Origin of the sequence: Kribbella ginsengisoli (genome assembly GCF_039537185.1) — a bacterium.
GTDB lineage: Bacteria > Actinomycetota > Actinomycetes > Propionibacteriales > Kribbellaceae > Kribbella > Kribbella koreensis.
Genome location: NZ_BAABAA010000021.1, coordinates 42,779 through 65,408, shown reverse-complemented (window position 1 = coordinate 65,408; position 22,630 = coordinate 42,779). Strand labels below are relative to the sequence as shown.

Below are 22,630 nucleotides of genomic sequence, written 5' to 3'. Positions count from 1 at the left end.
GAGGAAGGCCGTGCTGGATTATCAGCCTGTAGATTGCATACAGTATTTGGTAGTCGTAGTCATACCGCACTGCCGATCCCCTTGTCCAGAGCTCAGCAGGGAGTTGCGATGTCGATCCATGACGAACTCGGCCAGACCCGTCGCGCGGTACAGAACCTCGAGAAAGCCCTTGCGGGCTTACGGAATCAGCTCGGCGCGCACCTCGACGTACTGCGCCTGATCGACGACGTGACGAGGTGTTCGACGGACCTTCGGCGACTCGAGGAACAAGTCGGTCCGCCGCGCTTGCAGGAGTTGGTGGCCATCCCTGACGACGATTACAACCACAATCTCTGGGCCACGGGCGACGCTGACCATGAGGGGCTGGGCGCACCAGGCCGCCGAGCCCCTTGAACCGCCAGACACTGCTTCAACAGCTGCCGGAGTCGTATGTCGTCCGCCGCTCGCGCGGTGACCGATACGGCTTCGGCAGCTTGTTCGGGGGCGACGAAGGTGCGGTAGAACGGTTCGCCCAGCGCGACCCGGTTCAGCGCGGGTAGCCACCATTTTGCTGGGCCGGCCGGTTCGTCCGCAGTACCGAGTAGATAGAGCGCCGTACGACGCGCGTTGGACATGCGTCTTCGTTCATCCTCGGCCAACTCCTCCGCGGTCGCGAGGGCCGTCGACGTACAGAGCGCCACCAGGCGGGCCGAGCCGTCGAAGCCCACTCGAGCCGTGTCGATGAAGTCGGCCGCGAACGGCAGCAGGGCTCGTCGACCCGCCTTCGTGCTGTGGTCGTGGACCATTCGGGCAACCGCACCGAGGACGGGGTGGACGCAGGCGGGCCGATCCGTCCAGGGTTCCCTGGCCAGCTTGGAGACGAGCTCCAGTACGCACGGCTCAGGCCGCGCTACCCGACCGTACTCCGCCTGGCTCACTCGCCTGGCCGGACTACTCCGGCGACCGGAGTCCCCAACTGCCGCCGGACAGTCAGTGACGGTCGGCCAGGCTGTTTGAGGAACCGGACCGTCATCGCCGTGCCGAGGCCGAGGAAGCCGGCGATCAGGAAGACCGGCCGATAGCCGATCGCCTCCACCAGACTGGCCGTCACGCCGATCCCGACCAGACCACCGAACGCCTTGGCGCTGTAGAGGATCGCGTGGTTCTGCAGCAGGCTGTTCTCACCGAAGAACTCCAGCACCAGGTTCGCCATGATCGCGTAGAAGGCGCCACCGCCGAGGCCGGCGAACATCGCGCAGAACACGAACGCCCACTCGACGCCGGACTCGCCCGCCAGCACGAGTCCGGCATGAGCGAGACCTTCGATCATCAGTACCGCCGCCAGCACCCGCCGACGACCGAACTGTTCCGAGAGGTGACCGGCGAAGGACCTGCCGAGACCGTTGACCGCGGCAAGCAACCCGGCCGCGAACCCGGCGACCGCCAAGCCCAGCCCGGCCTGCATCGCATAGCTCACGACGAACGCTATGCCGAACAGCGACAGCGCGGTACAAAGCGCGAGGGTCAACCACATCAACGGCAGCGCGCCGGTGCGCATCGCCTCACCAGGGCGATAGTGCCGGGCCGCGGGGATGTTGTTCGGGATGCTGCGATTGAGCTTGCGATCGATCGCCCAGGACTGCGGTTCGAGATCGGCAGGCCACCAATGCCGAGGCGGATCCTTCAGTACGCCGCCAGCTGTCAGCACGGTGAGTAGAGCGATTGCCGCAGCGAGGTCGAAGACCAGGCGATGGCCGCCGGACGAGTTGAAGATCGCCAGCAGCGCGATGCTCGGTACCGCGCCGACGGCGAAGCCACCGGTCACGAAGCCGATCGTGGCCACCCGCTTGTCCGGGAACCACCGGCCGGCGGTCGTGATGCAGGCGGCGTACACCAGGCCCGCCCCGACCCCGCCGATCAACGCATAGCCGATCACGACGACTGCGTAGCTACCCGCATGTGCCAGCGTCGCCAGACCTGCTGCAGCAAAGCCACCGCCTAGTACTACGAGCTGCGTCGGCGAGACCCGTCGCACTCGCTGGAGCCACGCCGCCGGGATCGCGACGAGTGCCTGGCAGGCGACGAAGATCGCCAGTAGCCACATCGTCTGGACGAAACCCCAACCGCGATTCGACTGCAGGTCGAGAGCCGCCGAACCGAAGGAGTACTGCAGAGGGCTGATCGCCACCATGCAAGCCCAGGCGGCCCACAGCTGCCACCGCCTCGGATGGCCGGTGAGTTCTCGCGGATCCTCACCGACCCGGTACTGGCGGCCGTACACGTCTCTTACGTCCCGTGCCTTCATCAGCGCCTCCTGACTACTGCATACCGTATGTGTTCTTGGTACTCCTCTGCGGTGGCGGTTGTCCAGAGTTGAGAAGGTCTTGTGACGTGAGTGCATACAGAATACAGTCGTCTGCATGGACCTGATGGAGTACCAAGCCAAAGAACTCTTCGCCCGGCACGGCGTTCCGGTCACTCTCGGGCGAGTCATCGAGGACGCGGCCGACGCCGCCGCGGCCGCGGAAGAACTCGGCGGCCGCGTAGTCGTGAAGGCCCAGGTGAAGGCCGGCGGCCGCGGCAAGGCGGGTGGCGTCAAGCTGGCCGCGACGCCGGCCGAGGCGACCGAACGCGCCCAGGACATCCTCGGCATGGGCATCAAGGGCCACACCGTCCGGCGGGTGCTGCTCGCGCCGGCCGCGGACATCGCCGAGGAGTACTACTTCTCCTTCCTGGTGGATCGGGCGAACCGCGGCTACCTGTGCATCGCGAGCACCGAGGGCGGCGTCGAGATCGAGGAGGTCGCCAGCTCCAACCCGGAGGCGATTGCCAAGGTGTCGATCGATCCCGCCACTGGGGTCGATGAGGCGAAGGCGGCCGAGATCGTGGCCGCGGCGGGATTCCCGGCCGAGGCGGCTTCCGTGGTACGGGCCTTGTGGGACGTGTTCATCAAGGAGGACGCGTCGCTGGTCGAGGTGAATCCGTTGGTGAAGCTGGCCGATGGATCGCTGGAGGCGCTCGACGGGAAGGTGACGCTGGACGAGAACGCGGCGTACCGGCATCGCGATCACGCGGCCTTCGAGGACAAGGCCGCCGGGGATCCACTGGAGGTCGCGGCGGCCGGGAAGGGGCTGAACTACGTCAAGCTCGACGGCTCCGTCGGCATCATCGGCAACGGCGCGGGGCTCGTGATGTCCACCCTCGACGTCGTCGCGTACGCCGGTGAGGCACACGGCGGCGTGAAGCCCGCGAACTTCCTCGACATCGGAGGCGGCGCGTCGGCCGAGGTGATGAAGAACGGGCTGAGCATCATCCTCGGCGACCCGCAGGTGCGCAGTGTGTTCGTGAACGTGTTCGGCGGGATCACCGCCTGCGACGCGGTCTCGAACGGCATCGTGCAGGCGCTCGCGCTGCTCGGCGACCAGGCGGACAAACCGCTCGTCGTCCGGCTCGACGGCAACAACGTGGACGAGGGCCGGCGGATCCTCGCGCAGGCGAACCACCCACTGGTGACGGTGGTCGACACCATGGACGGCGCCGCGGACCGCGCCGCCGAACTGGCCGCCCAGGCCGCTTAGGAGACGTGGACATGGCAATCTTCTTGACCGAGAACAGCAGGGTCGTCGTGCAGGGCATGACCGGCGCCGAGGGGCAGAAGCACACCTCGCGGATGCTTGCTGCAGGCACCAATATCGTCGGCGGGGTGACGCCTGGCAAGGGCGGCCAGTCGGTCGACTTCGCGAAGCGGTCGATCCCCGTCTACGGGTCGTGTGCCGACGCGGTGAAGTCCACCGGCGCGGATGTGTCGATCGTTTTCGTCCCGCCGCGCTTCACGAAGGGTGCGGTGATCGAGGCGATCGACGCCGGGATCCCTTTGGTGGTGGTGATCACCGAAGGTGTGCCGGTGCATGACACGGCCGCCTTCTTCGCCCACGCCGAGGCGTCCGGGACCACCCGGATCATCGGCCCCAACTCCCCCGGGCTGATCAGTCCCGGCAAGGCGAACGCCGGGATCATTCCGGCCGACATCGCCGGGCCGGGCCGGATCGGGTTGGTGTCGAAGTCGGGCACGCTGACGTACCAGATGATGTACGAGCTGCGGGAGTACGGCTTCACGACGGCGATCGGGATCGGCGGCGACCCGATCATCGGGACCACGCACATCGACGCGCTGCGGGCCTTCCAGGACGACCCCGAGACCGAGGCGATCGTGATGATCGGCGAGATCGGCGGCGACGCGGAGGAACGCGCGGCCGCGTTCATCAGCTCATCTGTTACGAAACCCGTCATTGGTTATGTGGCCGGCTTCACCGCGCCCGAAGGCAAGACGATGGGGCATGCGGGCGCGATCGTGTCGGGCTCGTCCGGGACCGCGGCCGCCAAGCAGGAGGCGCTCGAAGCCGTCGGTGTGAAGGTCGGCAAGACGCCGAGCGAGACCGCCCGGCTGATGCGCGAAGCCCTCGACCAACTGCTCGTGGGCTGACAAGGAGCCCTGGGATGGCGAAGATCGGATTCATCGGGCTCGGCATCATGGGCTCGCACATGGCCGCGAACCTGATCACGGCCGGCCACGAGATCACCGGCTACGACGTCGTACCGGCGTCCGTCGAGAAGCTGTTGCAGGCCGGCGGCAAACCCGCGCCCGACATTGCCTCGGCCGTCGAGGGCGCCGAGGTCGTCATCACGATGCTGCCGGATTCGCCACAGGTGTCGGAGGTCGTGCTCGGGCCGGGCGGGGTGCTCGAGGCGGCCACGCCGGGAGTCCTGCTGATCGATATGAGTTCGATCGCGCCGGAGACGTCGCTTGCTGTTGCTGCCGAGGGCGCGGCGCGCGGCGTACGGGTGCTGGATGCGCCGGTGAGTGGTGGCGAGCAGGGCGCGATCAAGGCGTCGCTGTCGATCATGGTCGGCGGGTCGGCGGAGGACTTCGCGTCGGCGCGGCCGATCTTCGAGGACCTCGGGCGGACCATCGTGCATGTCGGCGGGCACGGCGCCGGCCAGACGGTGAAGGCGGCCAACCAGTTGATGGTGGCCGGCATCATCGCGCTGGTCAGCGAGGCGATCGTGCTGCTGGAGGCTTCGGGGGTCGACGGCGAGCGCGGGCTCGAAGTACTGGCCGGTGGGCTCGCGGGCAACCGGATCCTCGATCTGAAGTCGGCCTCGATGCTTGCCCGCCAGTTCGAACCGGGCTTCCGGATCGACTTGCACCACAAGGACATGGGCATCGCCCTGGCATCGGCTCGCGCCGCGGGAGTGTCCTTGCCCGTCACCGGGATCGTTGCTCAGCTGGTCGCAGCGGCGCGTGCCCAGGGCAACGGTTCGCTGGACCACTCCTCACTGCTCAAGGTGGTAGAGCAACTGTCCGGTCGCTGATCACGAGGCGGGGCGGTACTCGCCCGCCCCCGATCACGGGCGGGGCGGTACTGGCCCGCCGCTGGTTAGCGGCGGGGCGGGGCCGTGCTGGCCCGTACCACCAGTTCGGTGCCGACGGCGACGGGCTGGTGGTGGTGCTCGCCGGTCCGGATCCCCTCGATCAGGGCGTCGACGCTGCGGCGCGCGACCTCCGGGAAGAACTGCCGGATCGTCGTCAGCGGCGGCCAGAACTGGGCGGCTTCCTCCATGTCGTCGAAGCCCACCACGCTGACGTCTTCCGGAACCGCCCGGCCGGCCTCGTGCAAGGCGCGCAGCAGGCCGAGGGCCATCTGGTCGTTGGCCGCGAAGACCGCGGTGACGTCGGGGTCGGCGGCGAGTTTGCGGCCGGCCGCGTACCCGGAGCCGGCCGACCAATCGCCGGTCAGCACGGGCGGTACCGGGCAGCCGTGGTCGATCAGGGTCTGGCGCCAGGATCGGAGCCGGCGCGAGGCGGCGTACGAGTCCTCGGGACCGCCGAGATGCCAGACCGTACGGTGGCCGAGGTCGAGCAGGTGCTCAGTCGCCAGTCGGGAGCCCTGGGCCTGGTCGGTGTCGACGACCGGGTAGTCGAGATCAGCGTTCGAGTCGATCACCACGACCGGCATCCCCTCGGGCATCTGGACATCGGCCTCGTCCAGCCGGTGCGCCTCGATCAGGATGATCACCCCGTCCACCGCCTGCTCACCGAGCCGGTCGAAGGCCCCCGACAAGTCGTGGGGGGTGCCATGCAGCACCGGGATCAGGTTCACGGCGTACCCGCTGGACGTGGCCGCCGCGGCGATGGCGTCCAGGGTCCGGGTGTTGCCGAAGCTGGACAGCTCGAACGCGATCACGCCGATGCTGCGGAACTGCCCGTTGCGCAGGGCCCGCGCCGCGCTGTTCGGGCGGTACCCGACCTCGCGCATCGCGGCCAGCACCCGGTCCCGGGTGGCCTCGTCGACGTTGCGCCGGCCGTTCGCTACCCGGGACACCGTCTGGCCCGAGACACCGGCCAGCCGGGCGACGTCGGCCATCGAGGCTCCGCGCCGGCGGCGTACCGGCGTTTCGTCTGTGGTCATCAGGCGTCTCCCCCTCGGTCGTCTCCGCCGAACTATAGACATGTTGACGTAAACACGTTAGCTTCCTCGCCAGAAATGTTGACGTAAACATGGAGGCTGTGGGCAGATGCACCGAGAGACCAGGGGATGGCTGTTCGTCGGGCCGTTCCTCGCCGTGTTCGCGCTCACCTTCCTGGCGCCGATCGGCTACGCGATCTACCTGAGCCTGTTCCGCGACCAGGCGTTCTTCGGCGGCACCGTGTTCGTCGGGCTCGACAACTACATCGACGCGATCCAGGACTCGAAGCTGTGGGAGTCGTTCCTGCGGGTGCTGCTGTTCCTGGTCGTCCAGGTGCCGGTGATGCTCGTCTTCGCCCTGCTGGCCGCGCTCGCCATCGACAGCGCCCGGCTGCACGGCGCGAGCTTCTTCCGGGTGGTGATCTTCCTCCCGTACGCCGTACCGGGCGTGGTCGCCGTCTTGATGTGGGGCTTCATCTACGGCAACAACTTCGGGCTGGCCGCGGACCTCAACGACCTGCTCGGCACGACGGCCATCCAGCCGCTCAGCGGGAAGTGGATGCTGCCGTCGATCGCCAACATCGTCACCTGGGAGTTCGTGGGCTACAACATGCTGATCTTCTACTCGGCCCTGCGGACCGTACCGGAGGAGTTGTACGAGGCGGCCGCGATCGACGGCGCCGGCGCGTTCCGGACGATCCGGGCGGTCAAGCTGCCGGCATTGCGTGGCGCGATCGTGATCGCCACCATCTTCTCGATCATCGGCAGCTTCCAGCTCTTCAACGAGCCGAACATCCTGCGCACACTGGCGCCGAACGTGATCACCACGTACTACACGCCGAACATGTACGCCTACAACCTGTCCTTCGCGGGTCAGCAGTTCAACTACTCCGCGACGGTGGCGATCGTGATGGGCATCATCACCGCGGTGATCGCCTACGTGGTCCAGCTGCGCGGATCCCGGGAGGCGTTGTGAACACGTCACTGCGTCCCAGACGCTCGCCTCTGCTGACCGTGCTGATGGTGCTGTACCTCGTCTACACGCTGGTCCCACTGCTGTGGTTGTTGCTCAGTGCAACCAAGACGCAGGGCGATCTGGTGTCGAGTCCGGGGCTGTGGTTCGGTCGCTCGTTCGCGCTGTTCGGCAACATCCGCGACACGCTGACCTATGACGACGGCATCTTCCTGCGCTGGCTGGGCAACACGCTGCTGTACGTCGTCGTCGGGGCGGGCGGCGCCACGTTGCTGGCGACTGCGGCTGGTTATGGGCTTGCGAAGTACCGGTTCGCCGGGCGGCGCGCTGTCTTCGCCGTCCTGCTGGGTGCGGTCGCCGTCCCTGGGACCGCCTTGGCCGTGCCGACCTTCTTGATGTTCTCCAAGCTGGGGCTGACGAACACGGTCTGGGCGATCATCATCCCGTCGCTGATCAGCCCGTTCGGGCTCTACCTGATCTGGGTCTACGCGACCGACGCGGTGCCGTACGACCTGCTCGAGGCGGCCCGGATCGACGGCGCCGGGGAGATCCGGATCTTCTTCACCGTCGCCCTGCGACTCCTTGCCCCCGGCATCGTCACCGTCTTGCTGTTCGCGGTCGTATCGACCTGGAACAACTACTTCCTGCCGCTGATCATGCTCAGCAAACCGAACCTGTATCCGCTCACCGTCGGGCTCACCCAGTGGAGCAACCAGGCGACCGGCGTCGGCGCGCGCCCCATCTACAACCTGGTGATCACCGGTTCGCTGCTGACCATCGTCCCGCTCGTCGTCGCCTTCCTCCTCCTCCAACGCTTCTGGCAGTCCGGCCTGACCGCGGGCAGCGTCAAACAATGAAAGGACTGTGGATGAAACCTGCAGCTTGGCTCCATGCCGCCGCCGCACTGGCCCTGGTGACCGGTGTTGTGACGACTGTCCCCGCAGCCGCGTCGCCAGCGCCGTCTCCGGCGAACACGCGCGAGTACCGCGGTGTGAACTGGGCGGATCCGCGCGACAACTACGCGTCCGACGAGGTCGTACCGTCCGGCCTCAGTACTGCGGACGACTACGCGACCACCTACCGCAAGGCCACCGGCATCGTCCGCGAGTTCCGGGCGGAGCTGAAGGCCAACACGATCCGGCTGCCGATCAACCCGTCGAGTGTCGGGACCGGTTGGTGGCGGTCGTACCAGGCCGCGATCGACGCCTCCACCGGCAACGGCTTCAAGGTCATCCTCAGCTACTGGGAAGCCAACGACGCCAAGGACGGCCGGGTCGACGACCCAGCCGCCTACGCCGCCATGTGGGACACCGTCGTCAAGAAGTACGGCAAGAACCCCCGTGTGTACTTCGAACCGATGAACGAGCCGTTCGGCTACTCCCTCGACGAGTGGGTCGGCGTCACCACCTCCTGGCTGGCCCGGCACCGGGATGTGCCGCGTGGCCGGGTCGTCATCTCAGGTACCGGCTACAACGACAACGTCACCGGCGTCGGCGCGGTCCCCGCCTTGACGGGAACCCTGCTGTCGCTGCACTTCTACGGCTTCTGGGACGACGCGACCACCGAGGCGGAATGGCTCGCGAACCTCCGCCCCCGCATCGGCCAGTACGGCTGGCGCACCATCATCGACGAGGCCGGCTCCCCGATGACCACCGGCCTCAACTACGGCAACCACGAAGGCAACGTCTCCACCTCGTACTTCGGCGCGCTCACCCAGGTCGCCCGCGAGCAGAAGATGGGCATCGTGTACTGGCCGGGCCTGCGCGACGGTGACTCCTACTCGATGACCACCCGGATCAGCGAGCGCGACCTCGAGGTCAACAACGCGAGCGGGCTGGCCCAGCTGCAGTGGGGCTGGGGCCTGCTGAAGAAGGAACCGGTCAACGACCTTCCACCCGCGCCACCAGGTGAGGAACTGCGCGGAGTCGCAAGCGGCCGCTGTCTCGACGTACCGGGCGCCTCCACCACCAACGGCACCGCGCTCGACCTGTGGGACTGCAACGGCGGCGGCAACCAGTCCTGGAACCACACGGCCGGCAAGCAATTGACGGTCTACGGCAACAAGTGCCTGACCGCCGGCGGAGCCGTTGCCGGCAGCCCGGCGATCATCACCACCTGCACCGGCGCCTCCGACCAGGCGTGGGAGCTCCAGGCGGACAAGTCGGTCACGAGCATCGGCCATCCCGGTCTCTGCCTCGATGCCGCCGGCACCGCCAACGGAAGTGCAGTCATCGTCTCGGCCTGCAACGGCCTCAGCAACCAGCAGTGGGAACAGTGAGAGGGAACATCATGAAGACCAGTCATCGGCGCAGCCTGCGGCACCTTGTCGTCAGCACCGTCGCCATCACGACCGCATCGGTTCTGCTGGCTGCCTGCGGTGGATCGGACAGCTCCGGCAGCTCGGGCAGTGGCGGCCAGCCGGCGGGGTCGCCGGATGCTGTGAAGACCGCGCTCGAGAAGGGCGGGAGCATCACGTACTGGAGCTGGACGCCGTCGGCCGAGGCTCAGGTGAAGGCGTTCGAGAAGGAGTACCCGAACGTCAAGGTGAACTACGTCAACGCCGGGACCGGCAACGACCAGTACACGAAGCTGCAGAACGTCATCAAGGCCGGGTCGGGGGCGCCGGACGTCGCGCAGATCGAGTACCAGGCGCTGCCGCAGTTCGCGTTGCCGGGCTCGCTGGTCGACCTGCGGCAGTACGGGTTCGACAGCTTCCAGTCGGCGTACACGGCGTCGACCTGGACGGCGGTGCACGCCGGCGACGGGCTCTACGGGCTGCCGCAGGACTCGGGCCCGATGGCGCTGTTCTACAACAAGGAGGTCTTCGGCAAGTACGGCATCACCGTGCCGAAGACCTGGGACGAGTACGTCGCGGCCGCCAAGAAGCTGCACGCCGCCGACCCGAAGAAGTTCATCACCAACGACACCGGTGACGCCGGCTTCGCGACCAGCATGATCTGGCAGGCCGGTGGCAAACCGTTCAGCACCAACGGCAAGGCCGTCACGATCAACCTCGCCGACGACGGCACCAAGAAGTGGACCGGCGTGTGGAACCAGCTCGTCGAGGGCGGCCTGGTGGCGAGCATCCCGGGCTGGTCGGACGAGTGGTTCAAGGCGCTCGGCGACGGCACGATCGCCTCGCTGGCGGTCGGCGCGTGGATGCCCGGCGTCCTCGAGTCGTCGGTCAAGGCCGGCGCCGGCAAGTGGGCGGTCGCGCCGATGCCGACGTACGACGGACAACCGGCCACCGCGGAGAACGGCGGCAGCACCCAGTCGGTCCTCAAGCAGAGCGCGAACCCGGCGCTGGCGGCCGGCTTCGTCAAGTGGCTCAACCACGACAACGGCGTGAAGCCGTTCCTGGCCAGCGGCGGCTTCCCGTCGACCGTTGCCGACCTCAAGGATCCCGCCTTCGTCGACAAGCCGAGCGCGTACTTCGGCGGCCAGAAGATCAACCAGGTGCTCACCGGCGCGGCCGGTACGGTCGTGAAGGACTGGAGCTACCTGCCGTTCCAGCTGTACGCGAACAGCATCTTCGGCGACACGGTCGGCAAGGCGTACCAGAGCAAGTCCGATCTGAACCCGGCGCTCAAGGCCTGGCAGGACGCGCTGGTGGGGTACGGCAACCAGCAGGGCTTCCAGACCAACGGCTGACCCCCTCCACGATTCCCGCGCGTTCCGCGCAGAAAGGGATCCATGTCCGACTTCACGATCGGTGAGTCCGATTTCCTCCTCGACGGTGCGCCGTTCCGGATCCTGTCCGGCGCCCTGCACTACTTCCGCGTCCACCCGGACTCCTGGGCGGACCGGATCGAGAAGGCCCGCCTGATGGGGCTCAACACCGTCGAGACCTACGTGCCGTGGAACGCGCACAGCCCGCGGCGCGGGGTCTTCGACACCTCGGGGATCCTCGACCTGGGCCGGTTCCTACGGCTGGTGGCCGAGGCGGGGATGTACGCGATCGTGCGGCCGGGTCCGTACATCTGCGCGGAGTGGGACAACGGCGGGCTCCCCGCCTGGCTCTTCCAGGAGCCGGGCGTGGGGGTGCGCCGGCACGAGAAGCAGTTCATGACCGCGATCGAGGAGTACCTGCGGCAGGTACTGCGGATCGTGGAGCCGCTGCAGGTCCAGCACGGTGGGCCGGTGCTGCTGGTTCAGGTCGAGAACGAGTACGGCGCCTTCGGGGATGACCAGGTCTATCTGAAGGCGATCGCGGACCTGATCGGCCAGGGCGGGATCACGGTGCCGCTGGTGACCGTAGACCAGCCGGTCGACGAGATGCTCGAGGCCGGTGGGCTGGACGGCGTACTGCGTACTGGGTCGTTCGGCTCCAGGTCTGCGGAACGGCTCCGGACGTTGCGGGCGCATCAGCCGTCGGGGCCGTTGATGTGCATGGAGTTCTGGGACGGGTGGTTCGACCACTGGGGCGGGCCGCATCACACGACCTCGGTGGCTGACGCGGCCGCGGAGCTGGATGCTCTGCTGGCTGCGGGCGCCTCGGTCAACGTGTACATGTTTCATGGCGGCACGAACTTCGGGCTCACGAACGGAGCCAACGACAAGGGCGTCTATCGGCCGACGGTGACGTCGTACGACTACGACGCGCCGCTGGACGAGGCGGGCAACTTCACCGCGAAGTTCCATGCCTTCCGCGAGGTGATCTCCCGGTATGCCCCGGTGCCGCCGCTCGCACCGGATCCGGTCGCGCCGGCGCCGGAATTCTCTGTACCTCTGGGCGACCCCGTTGCTGTTCGAGGCGTGTGGACGGCCGCGGCGGCCCTGCCGACTCTCGATGAGCTGGGCGCCAGGCTCGCGATCTACCGGACCGAGCTGGACGTCGAGGGCCCGGCGCTGCTCGAGGTCGGCGAGGTTCGCGACCGCGCCCAGGTCTTCCTCGACGGACATCCTGTCGGTGTGCTCGAACGCGAGAACCACGATCGCGCCATCCTCCTACCGCACGGCCGCGGCCGGCTGGAGCTGGTCGTCGAGGACCAGGGCCGGGTCAACTACGGCCCCCGGATCGGCGAACCGAAGGGCCTGATCGGCGGCGTCCTGCTCGACTCTGCGCCGCTCACCGAGTGGACGACCTGCGTCATCGATCTCGACACCGTTCCCACTGCGTGGCAGTCCGGTGGGGCGTCCGTTGTGGGCCCAGGCCCGACCGCCTGGCGAGCGACCTTCAACGCCGACGGCCCCATCGACCACTTCCTGAAAACCGATGCCTGGGGCAAGGGATTCGCCTGGGTCAACGGCTTCTGCCTGGGCCGCTACTGGCACCGCGGCCCCCAGCACACGCTCTACGTCCCCGGCCCACTCGTCCACCAAGGCCCGAACGACCTGGTCGTCCTCGAACTCGACACAATGGCCTCCCGAACCGCACAGTTCACCGCAACCGCATCACTCGGCCCGACCGACCTGTAGCTAGGCGAGAAAGGCCGAAACCGCGGCGAGCCATTGGTCCGGCACCTTCGAGTGGATCCGGTGTCCTGCCTTCATCAAGCTCCAATCGAGACGAGTACCACGCCGGCCAGTACCGCGGTCAGGCCGACGACGCTCACGAGCGTGAGCCGCTCGCGCAGTACGACGATTCCCAGAAGATTGCCCACAGCAACATTGAGCGTCCGCCCGACGGCCACCGTGCTGACCGGCGAGATCGACATCGCCACCAGCACCAACCCATAACTGGCCGGCGTCAGCACCGCAATCGGCACCGCCCGCCGCCACCCCGAAAAATCCAACCGCCGCCGACGCCCAAGCACCAGACTCAACACCGCCAACTGCCCGACATTCGTCACCGCCAAGTACGGCAACACACTCACCCCGAGCGACGCGATCGCATACCCGTCCCACAACGTGTACGCCGCACTGCACCCAGCCACCGCCACCCCCGGCAGGCTCCCCCGCCCGGACGCCACCCGATCCATCACCATCACCCCCACGACCACTGCCGCGACCCCGACCCACACCTGTGGCGGCGGGCTGCCGATCCACGGGATCGCGGCGAGGGTGACGATGACGGGGGTCGCGCCCCGGCTGACGGAGTACACGACGTTGAAGTCGCCCGCCTTATAGGCCCACCGCAGCACCACGGAGTACGCGGTATGCAGCACCATGCTCACCAATCCAGCAGGCCAGGTCTTCGCCAACTCCCCCTGCAAACCGGCCCACACCAGCAGCCCGACGGAGACCGGCGCCGCGATCACCGCACACAACCAGGCGAGTTGCGGCCCGTCCTGCGTGGCCTTCTTCATCAACAGATTCCACCCGGCATGACACAGCGCCGCCGCAACCAAAATCCCCAGAACCATCACGTAGACAGTGTCTACATCAAGTCCGTAGACACTGTCTACTCGCTATCGATGATCTACGTTTGACCATGCCCACCGACAGCCGCACCCAGCTGGTCGAGTTGACCTGGTACGACGCGTCGCCGACCTCTCCCGTCGACGACTGGCTGTCGCTCTGCGCCCAGCACCTCCCGGCGGCGAAACCACGCCGGTACGGAACCTGTGAACCGCTACCCCATCGCCTCGGCAACCCGACCGCGATGACCAAACTGATCGAAGAGGACGACCTCGTCTTCTTCAGCACGGCCACCCCCTGCGTCGGCGGCAGCTTCTCCCGATCCCCCGGAATCCGGACCACGGAGGTCAGCATGCTGGCCCCACCCTTGCGGGAACCGGAGTTGATGTCCGCCGTGCACGACCTGTTCGTCGCCTCGCCGCAGCGCGCACCTGCTTCCTCGCCACGGCCGAGGTGGTCGCCGGAGTCGGCTGGAACGGTCGGTCTGTCTGGTTCGACGAAAGGTCCCAGTCGACAGTGCGTCTCGACGACAACGAGGGCAGGTTCCTCGGGCTGACGCCGTACCCAGTCTGGTGGACCTGGTACGGCGCTGCCTACCGGGAGCTGGTCGAGCCGCACCTCGACCCGGCCGAGCTCGAAGAACACTCCAGCGGGCTGTTCCATCAGGCAGGCGCCCACACGGTTCGCCGAAGCAAGCTGCCCGACCCTCTGCCGGCCGACCTACGCACTCACTCGGCCCGCCGCGATCTCGCCCGATACCCCGTGCCGGTCCGCCCTGCCGCCACCATCCCGCCCGGCTTGCCAGGCTGGCCATGACAGCGGAAGAGATGTGTGGGCCGTAGTACAGGTGGAACAGACGGGTCCGGAGGGGGCCTGGCAGGGCACGCGCGTCTCCGGGCCCGTCTGGCTTAGACAGCCCTTGCAGCGGTAGGGGCGTGGGCGATGGTGGTGGTGCCGACCTTGGTGGAGAGCAGGTCGGTCACGGCGTGGACCGCGCGGAGAGTCGGGGCCTTGGTAGCGGTGAGGTCGGCGAGTTCGACGACGGCGGCGAGGATGACGTCCAGTTCGAGAGGCTTGTCCTTCTCCAGGTCCTGGAGCATGGAGGTTTTGTGTTCGCCGACCCGCTCGGCGCCGTCGATGCGTTTGTCGACGGAAATGTCGGGGGTGGAGCCGACGGCGGCGGCGATCTCGAGGGTTTCTTCCATCATCAGGCGGATCATCGCGCGGGTGCCGCGGTGCTGGGCGATCTCGACCATGGTGGCGCGGGCGAGCGCGCTGATCGGGTTGAAGGCGGCGTTGCCGAGGAGTTTGATCCAGATGTCGTTGCGGATGTCCTCCTCGACCGGGCACTTCAGGCCGCCGGCGATCATCGCCTCGCTGAACTCCAGGCAGCGGTCCGATCGGCCACCACCAGGTTCGCCGATCGAGAAGCGGGTGCCTTCGAGATGCCGTACGACGCCCGGCCCCTCCAACTCCGTCGAGCAGTAGACGACGCAGCCGATCGCGCGGTCGAGCGAGAGGACCCGGGTCACCTCACCACCTGGGTCCACCGACTCGATCCGGCGACCCTCGTACGGGCCCGGCAGGCCGTGGAAGTACCACCACGGGATGCCGTTCTGGGCAGCCACGACGGCCGTCTTGTCGTGCAGCAGCGGCTCGATCAGCGGGCCGCAGGACGCGTACGAGTTCGCCTTCAGCCCGAGGAAGACGACATCGACCGGCCCGATCTCGGCGGGGTCGTCGGTGGCCGGCGTACGGGCCACCCAGTCTCCACGTGGGCTCAGCACCTGCACCCCATCAGCCCGGATCGCCTGCAGATGGGGGCCACGGGCAACAAGATGCACCTCGGTCCCACCACGGTGCAGCGCGGCGCCGACATACGCGCCGATCGCGCCGGCGCCCAGAATCGCAACCTTCATCCTGATTCCCCTAGTCTCGCAGGCCGGAGGCGGTCGGGATCGGATTCTGTACGCCGTCCAGCTCGGCGAACTCGACCACGTTGTCGATCTCGGTCCCCATCGACACATTGGTGACGCGCTCCAGGATCACCTCGACCATGATCGGCACCTGGTACTCGACCATCAGCTTCTTCGCCTCCTCGAGGGCCGGCAGGATCCCGTCCGGCTCGAAGACCCGCAACGCCTTGCAGCCAAGGCCTTCGGCGACCTTCACGTGGTCGACGCCGTACCCGTTCAGCTCCGGCGTGTTGATGTTCTCGAACGACAGCTGCACGCAGTAGTCCATCTCCAGCCCACGCTGCGCCTGCCGGATCAGCCCGAGGTAAGCGTTGTTGACCACCACGTGGATGTACGGGATGTTGAACTGCGCCCCGACCGCCAGCTCCTCGATCAGGAACTGGAAGTCGTAGTCACCCGACAGCGCGACGACAGTCGCCTCCGGATCCGCGACCGCCACACCCAGCGCCGCCGGACCCGTCCAGCCAAGTGGTCCCGCCTGGCCGGCGTTGATCCAGTGCCGCGGCCGGTACACATGCAGCATCTGCGCGGCCTGGATCTGCGACAACCCGATCGTCGAGACATACCGGGTCTCCGGTCCGAAGGCGTTGTTCATCTCCTGATAGACCCGCGGCGGCTTCACCGGGACGTCGTCGTAGTCGGTCCGCCGCAGCATCGTCCGCTTCCGTTCCCGGCAAGCAGCCGCCCACTCCGACCGGTCGCGCAGCGGAGCGTTCTCCCGAGCGACATGGATCAGTACCTCGAGCGCCGCCTTCGCATCCGACACGATGCCCAGATCCGGCGCGAACACCCGCCCGATCTGCGTCGGCTCGACGTCGATATGGACGAACTTCCGCCCTTGCGTGTACGTCGCCACCGACCCCGTATGCCGATTGGCCCACCGATTACCGATCCCGATCACCAGATCAGAGGCAAGCAACGTCTCGTTGCCGTACCGATGCGACGTCTGCAGCCCCACCATCCCGGCCATCAACCGATGGTCATCGGGGATCGTCCCCCACCCCATCAACGTAGGCACCACCGGTACGCCGGTGAGCTCGGCAAACTCGACCAGCAAAGAAGCAGCGTCCGCGTTGATGATCCCGCCACCGGCCACGATCAGGGGCCGCTCCGCCTCACCCAGCAGCCGCAGCACCTCCGAAGCCTGCGCCACCGAAGCACGCGGCACAGCGACCGGCAGCGGGACGTACAGCTCCGGATCGAAGTCGATCTCGGTCAACTGGACATCGATCGGCAGGTCGATGAGCACCGGCCCGGGACGACCGGTGCGCATCAACTGGAACGCCTTCTGGAAAGCGCCCGGGACCTGCGCCGCCTCCATCACCGTCACAGCCCACTTGGCGACCGGCCCGGCGATCGAGGCGATGTCGACGGCCTGGAAGTCCTCCTTGTGCAGCTTCGCGACCGGGGCCTGCCCGGTGATGCACAGGATCGGGATCGAGTCGGCCGAAGCGGAGTACAGGCCGGTGATCATGTCGGTGCCGGCCGGACCCGACGTACCGACGCAGACGCCGATGTTTCCCGCCTTGGCGCGGGTGTACCCCTCGGCCATGTGCGAGGCGCCCTCGACGTGCCGGGCGAGCACATGCTTGAGCTCGCCCTGGGCGCGAACCGCGCTGTAGAAGGGGTTGATGGCCGCACCGGGGAGGCCGAACAGGTTCGTGATGCCTTCGCGACGGAGGATCTCCACCGCCGCGCGGGCGGCAGTCATTCGGGGCATACAGTGCTCCTTGTTCTCAGGTGCGCTCAAAGCTGTCGCAGCCAGCGGAAGCTGTCCTGGCTGGTGGTGCTGGGCTTGTACTCGAGGCCGATCCAGCCGTCGTAGCCGGCTTCCTGCAGCTCGCCGAGATACCGCTCGAGCTGGATCTCGCCCGTGCCCGGTTCATTTCGGCCCGGCGCGTCGGCGAGCTGCACATGCGCGATCCGATCCCCGTACTTCGCGATCGCCGCGCTCACGTCATCCCCGTTCACGGTCAGGTGGTACAGGTCCGCGAGCAACCCGACACTGGTGACGCCGGACTCGCGCTCCACCCGGTCGATCACCTCGACCGCGTCGGTTGCCGTCAGCAACGGATACCGCGCGGCGCCACTGACCGGCTCGACCAGCACGGTCGCACCGAACGAGCCTGCAGCCGTACCGGCGAGGGCAAGGTTCTCCACCGCCAACTCATCCTGCGCAGCTGGATCAACGCCGTCGACCCGATTGCCATACAACGCATTGAAGGCGCGGCACCCGAGTCGCTCGCCGATCCCCAACGTCACCGCGATGTTGTCCCGGAACTCCAGCGACCGCTGCGGCCACGACACCAGCCCGCGATCACCGCCCGGCATGTCACCAGCAGCAAAGTTGAGCCCGACCAACTGGACACCGGCATCCAGAATCGCCCGCTCAAAGGCGTCAACCTCAGCATCGCCGGGCAACGCGGTATCGAAAGGCCACCAGAACTCCACCCCCTCGAACCCGGCCGCCCGAGCAGCCTGCGGCCGCTCCAGCAACGGCAGTTCGGTGAACAGAATCGAGCAGTTGACGGCAAACCGACTCTCCATCGATCCCACCTTCCGGAGCGGTTTGGTATACCGCATACAGTAGGCCGGGCTCGAAGAACGGGTCAAGACATGACGTAGGTCACATTTGCGATGATTTGATAGGCAGCACCGATGAGTTCTCGCGAGCCCGCCGGTACGTACCCGTGACAGCAACCTTCCGAAAGGACTTCAGTCATGGGCACAGTCATCGCGATCGCGTTCGTCAGCCTCGACGGCTACGTCACCGATCCGGACGGTTCAGGCGGTACGCCGTACGGCGGCTGGGCCTTCCGGCACGGACCGGAGGCCGTCGGCGGGGACAAGTTCCGGCTCGGCGCTCTCCTGGACGACGGCGTCCTGCTGCTCGGCCGGCGGACCTGGGAGCTCTTCAGCGGGCTCTTCCCCCAGCGGGCCGACGACTTCTCCACCAAGATGAACAAGATCCCGAAGCTCGTCGCATCGCATCGCCTCACGGACGTCTCCGGCTGGTCCAACTCGACGCTGGTCGATGGCGACCTCGTCGACGCCGTCCGGCGCGAGGAACGCGATGTGGTCGTGACGGGCAGTTCGAGCGTCATCCACCTGTTGCAGGAACACGAGCTGATCGACGAGTACCGGTTGCTCACCTTCCCGTCGATCGTGGGCGCGGGCGAGCGGCTGTTCGGTCCGACGTCGTCGCCGGTCCACCTGACCTGCGTTGCGTCGGATCAGGCGGGGGCCGCGGTGCTTACGCAGTACCGGCGAGTTTGAAAGCCGCGAACACCCCGTCGTCCTGGAACGTGTGGTTGTGGGAGATGCCAGCCACGGTGACGGTGAAGACGTGCAAGGTGTGCAGCACGTACCCGCCGTCGCCGTCGCCGCGGTAGACCGCGATGCCCGGCTGGCCGTTCGCCGCGATCGGGTGGACGCGCCAGTCGGTACCGCGTTGGTCGAAGACCCGCGCGATGAAGCGCAGGTGGTACTCGCGGCCGCGGAACCAGTTGTAGAACGGCGGCATCTCCAGCAGGACATCCTCGGTCAGCAGGTCGGTGAAGGCCGCGACGTCGGCGCGCTCGAAGGCGGCGATGTAGCGATTGAGGAAGTCGACGCACTTGGGGTCGTCCGGCTCGAGGACATCCTCCTCGGCCAGCCCTGTCTCCTTGAGCTTCGCCCGTGCGCGCTGCAGCGCACTGTTCGCCGCGGCAGGCGTCAACTGAAGAACTTCCGCCGTCTCCGCGGCCGACCAGGCGAGGACATCACGCAGGATCAGTACCGCCCGCTGCTTGGCCGGCAGGAACTGCAGCGCAGCGATCAGTGCGAGCCGAAGCGTGCCCCGCTCCTCGGCCACCGTCGCCGGATCATCCGGAAACGGTTGCAGCCAAGGGACTTCGGCACCCTTCCGCAGCGGTCCCTCGGGATCGTCCCCGCTGGCCACCAGCCCGGATGGCAACGGTCGCCGTCCTCGGTTCTCCAGCTCGGTGAGACAGGTGTTGGTGGCGATCTTGTACAGCCAGGTACGCAGCGACGCCCGCGTCTCGTCGTACCGGTCGAAGGCCCGCCAGGCCCGGATCATCGTCTCCTGCAACAGATCCTCGGCATCGTGATTGGAGCCCGACATCCGGTAACACAACGCCAGCAACTCCCGCCGGAACGGCGCCGTCCGCCCTTCGAAGTCCACCCACCCATCAAAGCACCCGACGGCTGCCAAGATGGCCGGATGAGCTGGCCGGGGATGATCTGGATCGGCGGCGCACCAGGCGCCGGAAAGTCGACGATCGCACGGCAACTGGCGAGGGAGCTGGACCTGCCGTTGCATCCGGTGGATCTGTGGACCTACGACCACGTGGGCCGGATGCCTGCGCAGCGGCCGCTCGAAGAAGATCTGGCCGAGGGCCCGGAGGTCGCCGCCGAGGCGTTCGTACGGATCGCGCGGTTGCGGATCGAGCTGGTCGTCGAGGACGTACGGGCGCGCGAGCTCGGCGACGTACCGGCGCTTGTCGAGGGGCCACAGCTTTATCCGTCGATGGTGGCCGACGGGGTGCGTGCCGCGGCCTGGCTGATGCCCGATGCCGAGCAGACGCGCCGGGCGCGGGAGGCACGGCTCGCTCGTGTTGAGGACGCGAGGGGCCGGGCGCGCCTCGAAGGGCTGCTCGCCCGCGACGCCCTCCTTGCCAATCGGGTGCGGCAGGAGACAACGCAGTACGGGCAGACGTTGATCGAGGTCGCGGCCGACCCGGATTGGTCCGCGATCACCGCAGCGGTAAGAACAGCACTTGGGCCTCAACATCAGCTGCCGCCCGGGAGTCAGCTCGCCCGGCAGCGGTCGATCGAGAACAACGCAGCCAGCCGGCAGATCCGGCTCTGGCTGGCGGACATCGCGGTGGCCGAGCAGCAGCCTTACCCGTTCGCCTGCGAGTGCGGCCGGTCGGGCTGCGCCCTCACCGTCTCGGAGACACCCGACGAGTACGACGCCCGCGGGGCCGACGCGCATCACTAGCGCCGCCTCGCGGTCGTACAAGGCCGTACTAGTGCGTGGCTCGCAGCGCCAGGGCGAGCTCCTCCAGGGCGGGGAGGGCGTTGATGATTGTCTCGGCCGACGCCGTGGGGAGTTGGTCGAGGCAGGTGGCGATGGCTTCGGTGCGGAGGAGTTTGACTCGTTCGTGGAGGTGGCGGCCGGCGTCGGTGGCCTCGACGCGGATGGCGCGGAGGTCGTCGGGGTTGGGGTCGCGCTGGATCAGGCCGAGTTCGGTGAGTTTGCCGACGACTCGGGACAGCATCGTCGGGTTGAGGCCTTCGAGTTGCGCCAGTTCGGTCAGGCCCAGCGGGCCGCGGAAGGCGATCAGGCCGAGGACCGAGGCCTGGGTCGGGGTCAGGCCCTCGGCGGTGGCCGTGGCGTTGAGCTCGCGGGCGAGCCGGGAGATCACGCCGCGGAGCTTGCTCAACGTCTCGGTGTCGGTCATGTCCGGAATCTCATTTCGGGCTTTATTGCCTGCTGGCAAGCAATGTAGTCTGTTCATCGATGGAACCGTCGAGTTCAGCAGAGCTGACCGCCGACCAGGCCGCGGACGAGCCGCTGGCCCACCGGCGGCTGGTCTTCGGCATCGTCGCGATCGGCCTGTTGATGGCCTCGATCGATCAGACCATAGTGGCCACCGCGCTGAACGCCATCCGCGGCGACCTGCACGCGGAGCTGAACTGGAGCGGCTGGACGATCACCATCTACGCGCTCGGCCAGATCATCGTGATGCCGCTGGCCGGCCGGCTCGGTGACCAGTTCGGGCGCAAGCGGGTCTTCCTCGGCGCCGCGGTGCTGTTCACGGTCGCCTCGCTGTGCTGCAGCCTGGCCGACGACATCTATCTGCTGGTGGTGTTCCGCGCCTTCCAGGCGATCGGCGGCGGCGCGTTCATGCCGACCGCGACCGGCATCGTGGCCGAGCAGTTCGGCCGGGAGCGGGACCGGGCGATCGGCATGTTCACCTCGATCTTCCCGATCGGCGGCATCGTCGGCCCGATCATCGGCGGCGTCATCGTCACCTACTGGTCCTGGCGGGAGATCTTCATCGTCAACGTGCCGATCGGCATCCTGCTGATCGCGCTCGGCGCCCGCTTCATCCCGCGCAGCACGCCCAAACCGGCCGGTCGCGTGGACACCACCGGGGCCGTGCTGCTGGCACTGACGATCCTGTTCGGGATGTACGGGATCACCTCGCTCGGCAGCAGCGGGGCCGAGCCGACGGACCCGCTCTTCATCGCCTCCGAGGTGATTGCGGTCACGCTCGGTTTCCTCTTCGTCCGGCACGCGAACCGCAACGCGGCCCCGTTCATCCCGGTCACCCTGCTCCGCGGTCGCGGTTTCGGCGCGATGAACGCGATCAACTTCCTCTTCGGCGCGGCCGTCCTGGGCTTCGGCGCCCTGGTCCCCCTGTACGCCGAATCGCGCTACGGCATCCAGCCCCTGCAGGCCGGGACGCTGCTCACCGCCCGGGCCGTCGGGATGATCTGCGTCGCCGGACTGGCGGTGTTCGCGCTCCGGCGTACCGGCTATCGAGCGCCGATGATCGGTGGGTTCCTGCTGGTCGCGGGCGGGATGACGGTGATGGCGCTGGCCCCGCACGGCCTTACCCCGTACGGCTGGCTGGCTCTCGCCGCCGGCATCACCGGCGTCGGGATGGGGCTTTCCATCCCCGCCTCGAACAACGCGAGTTTGCAACTTGCTCCCGATCAGATCTCAGCGATCGCCGGGTTGCGCGGCATGTTCCGCCAGTCCGGCGGCATCGTCGCGGTCTCCGTCACCACCACGCTCCTGGCCCATGCAGGTAATGGCGGTCTGGCCCAGGCGCACAGTTTCGTGGTGTTCGCCGCGCTCCTGCTGCTGATCGTCCCGTTCACCCTGCTGGTCCCGGATCATCGCGGATCCTGGTGAGAAATTC

At 67.5% G+C, this 22,630-nt stretch carries 22 protein-coding genes; 13 read left to right on the top strand and 9 right to left on the bottom strand.

The window, feature by feature from the left end:
- Positions 1-317: 317 nt before the first annotated feature.
- Positions 318-917, bottom strand: a complete 600-nt coding sequence (locus ABD768_RS40965) for a hypothetical protein (protein ID WP_344850093.1) — start codon at positions 915-917, stop codon at positions 318-320.
- Positions 914-2,284 (bottom strand): OFA family MFS transporter, encoded by a 1,371-nt coding sequence (locus ABD768_RS40960; protein ID WP_344850091.1) that lies wholly within the window; start codon positions 2,282-2,284, stop codon positions 914-916. Before ABD768_RS40960 ends, ABD768_RS40965 begins: the two co-directional genes overlap by 4 nt.
- Positions 2,285-2,399: 115 nt before the next feature.
- On the opposite strand from ABD768_RS40960, the gene sucC reads away from it, so the two are divergent.
- The 3 genes from sucC to ABD768_RS40945 are packed head-to-tail and all read left to right on the top strand — an operon-like array spanning position 2,400 to position 5,352.
- The gene (gene sucC / locus ABD768_RS40955) at positions 2,400-3,557 is read left to right on the top strand and encodes an ADP-forming succinate--CoA ligase subunit beta (RefSeq protein WP_344850089.1); all 1,158 of its coding nucleotides are present in this window, start codon (positions 2,400-2,402) and stop codon (positions 3,555-3,557) included.
- An 11-nt stretch (positions 3,558-3,568) separates the two neighbouring features.
- The gene (gene sucD, locus ABD768_RS40950) at positions 3,569-4,462 is read left to right on the top strand and encodes a succinate--CoA ligase subunit alpha (RefSeq protein WP_344850087.1); all 894 of its coding nucleotides are present in this window, start codon (positions 3,569-3,571) and stop codon (positions 4,460-4,462) included.
- A gap of 14 nt (positions 4,463-4,476) precedes the next feature.
- Complete coding sequence (locus ABD768_RS40945) at positions 4,477-5,352, top strand: 2-hydroxy-3-oxopropionate reductase (protein ID WP_344850085.1); 876 nt, start codon at positions 4,477-4,479, stop codon at positions 5,350-5,352.
- Positions 5,353-5,417: 65 nt separating this feature from the next.
- Here the strand turns inward: ABD768_RS40945 and ABD768_RS40940 are convergent, their stop codons facing one another.
- A complete protein-coding gene (locus ABD768_RS40940; RefSeq protein ID WP_343971090.1) occupies positions 5,418-6,449 on the bottom strand; it encodes a LacI family DNA-binding transcriptional regulator in 1,032 nt (343 codons plus the stop codon).
- A 106-nt stretch (positions 6,450-6,555) separates the two neighbouring features.
- Between ABD768_RS40940 and ABD768_RS40935 the strand changes: the two genes are divergently transcribed.
- The 5 genes from ABD768_RS40935 to ABD768_RS40915 are packed head-to-tail and all read left to right on the top strand — an operon-like array spanning position 6,556 to position 12,837.
- The gene (locus tag ABD768_RS40935) at positions 6,556-7,422 is read left to right on the top strand and encodes a carbohydrate ABC transporter permease (protein WP_344850082.1); all 867 of its coding nucleotides are present in this window, start codon (positions 6,556-6,558) and stop codon (positions 7,420-7,422) included.
- Complete coding sequence (locus ABD768_RS40930) at positions 7,419-8,276, top strand: carbohydrate ABC transporter permease (RefSeq protein ID WP_344850079.1); 858 nt, start codon at positions 7,419-7,421, stop codon at positions 8,274-8,276. The genes ABD768_RS40935 and ABD768_RS40930 overlap by 4 nt, the downstream gene beginning before the upstream one ends.
- A gap of 11 nt (positions 8,277-8,287) precedes the next feature.
- Entirely contained in the window at positions 8,288-9,697 is a 1,410-nt protein-coding gene (locus ABD768_RS40925; RefSeq protein WP_344850077.1) for a ricin-type beta-trefoil lectin domain protein, read from the top strand.
- An 11-nt stretch (positions 9,698-9,708) separates the two neighbouring features.
- On the top strand, positions 9,709-11,070 hold the full coding sequence (locus ABD768_RS40920) for an ABC transporter substrate-binding protein (RefSeq protein WP_344850075.1): 1,362 nt from the start codon (positions 9,709-9,711) through the stop codon (positions 11,068-11,070).
- 42 nt (positions 11,071-11,112) lie between these two features.
- Positions 11,113-12,837 (top strand): glycoside hydrolase family 35 protein, encoded by a 1,725-nt coding sequence (locus ABD768_RS40915; RefSeq protein ID WP_344850073.1) that lies wholly within the window; start codon positions 11,113-11,115, stop codon positions 12,835-12,837.
- 74 nt (positions 12,838-12,911) lie between these two features.
- Here the strand turns inward: ABD768_RS40915 and ABD768_RS40910 are convergent, their stop codons facing one another.
- Positions 12,912-13,667: an EamA family transporter gene (locus tag ABD768_RS40910; protein WP_344850071.1), complete on the bottom strand. Its 756-nt coding sequence runs from the start codon at positions 13,665-13,667 to the stop codon at positions 12,912-12,914.
- Positions 13,668-13,792: 125 nt separating this feature from the next.
- On the opposite strand from ABD768_RS40910, the gene ABD768_RS40905 reads away from it, so the two are divergent.
- Together ABD768_RS40905 and ABD768_RS40900 are read left to right on the top strand one after the other, a co-directional pair.
- Entirely contained in the window at positions 13,793-14,275 is a 483-nt protein-coding gene (locus ABD768_RS40905; RefSeq protein WP_344850069.1) for a hypothetical protein, read from the top strand.
- Positions 14,236-14,535, top strand: a complete 300-nt coding sequence (locus ABD768_RS40900) for a hypothetical protein (protein WP_344850067.1) — start codon at positions 14,236-14,238, stop codon at positions 14,533-14,535. The genes ABD768_RS40905 and ABD768_RS40900 overlap by 40 nt, the downstream gene beginning before the upstream one ends.
- Before the next feature lie 92 nt (positions 14,536-14,627).
- On the opposite strand, the gene ABD768_RS40895 is transcribed toward ABD768_RS40900, so the two are convergent.
- Genes ABD768_RS40895 through ABD768_RS40885 form a run of 3 tightly spaced genes read right to left on the bottom strand, consistent with a single transcriptional unit; the run spans position 14,628 to position 18,242 of the window.
- Positions 14,628-15,638, bottom strand: a complete 1,011-nt coding sequence (locus ABD768_RS40895; RefSeq protein WP_344850065.1) for a 2-dehydropantoate 2-reductase — start codon at positions 15,636-15,638, stop codon at positions 14,628-14,630.
- A gap of 10 nt (positions 15,639-15,648) precedes the next feature.
- Entirely contained in the window at positions 15,649-17,415 is a 1,767-nt protein-coding gene (gene gcl, locus ABD768_RS40890; RefSeq protein ID WP_344850063.1) for a glyoxylate carboligase, read from the bottom strand.
- A 26-nt stretch (positions 17,416-17,441) separates the two neighbouring features.
- Positions 17,442-18,242 (bottom strand): hydroxypyruvate isomerase family protein, encoded by an 801-nt coding sequence (locus tag ABD768_RS40885; protein ID WP_344850061.1) that lies wholly within the window; start codon positions 18,240-18,242, stop codon positions 17,442-17,444.
- Between the two features lie 174 nt (positions 18,243-18,416).
- Between ABD768_RS40885 and ABD768_RS40880 the strand changes: the two genes are divergently transcribed.
- Complete coding sequence (locus tag ABD768_RS40880) at positions 18,417-18,971, top strand: dihydrofolate reductase family protein (protein ID WP_344850059.1); 555 nt, start codon at positions 18,417-18,419, stop codon at positions 18,969-18,971.
- On the opposite strand, the gene ABD768_RS40875 is transcribed toward ABD768_RS40880, so the two are convergent.
- Complete coding sequence (locus ABD768_RS40875) at positions 18,949-19,878, bottom strand: sigma-70 family RNA polymerase sigma factor (protein ID WP_344850057.1); 930 nt, start codon at positions 19,876-19,878, stop codon at positions 18,949-18,951. The two genes, ABD768_RS40880 and ABD768_RS40875, sit on opposite strands and share 23 nt — an antisense overlap.
- 39 nt (positions 19,879-19,917) lie before the next feature.
- On the opposite strand from ABD768_RS40875, the gene ABD768_RS40870 reads away from it, so the two are divergent.
- Positions 19,918-20,697 (top strand): hypothetical protein, encoded by a 780-nt coding sequence (locus ABD768_RS40870; protein WP_344850055.1) that lies wholly within the window; start codon positions 19,918-19,920, stop codon positions 20,695-20,697.
- 28 nt (positions 20,698-20,725) lie between these two features.
- Here the strand turns inward: ABD768_RS40870 and ABD768_RS40865 are convergent, their stop codons facing one another.
- Entirely contained in the window at positions 20,726-21,160 is a 435-nt protein-coding gene (locus tag ABD768_RS40865; RefSeq protein WP_343971052.1) for a MarR family winged helix-turn-helix transcriptional regulator, read from the bottom strand.
- Between the two features lie 59 nt (positions 21,161-21,219).
- Here ABD768_RS40865 and ABD768_RS40860 point away from each other — a divergent pair, with 59 nt between their 5' ends.
- The gene (locus tag ABD768_RS40860) at positions 21,220-22,623 is read left to right on the top strand and encodes an MFS transporter (protein WP_344850053.1); all 1,404 of its coding nucleotides are present in this window, start codon (positions 21,220-21,222) and stop codon (positions 22,621-22,623) included.
- Positions 22,624-22,630: the final 7 nt, after the last annotated feature.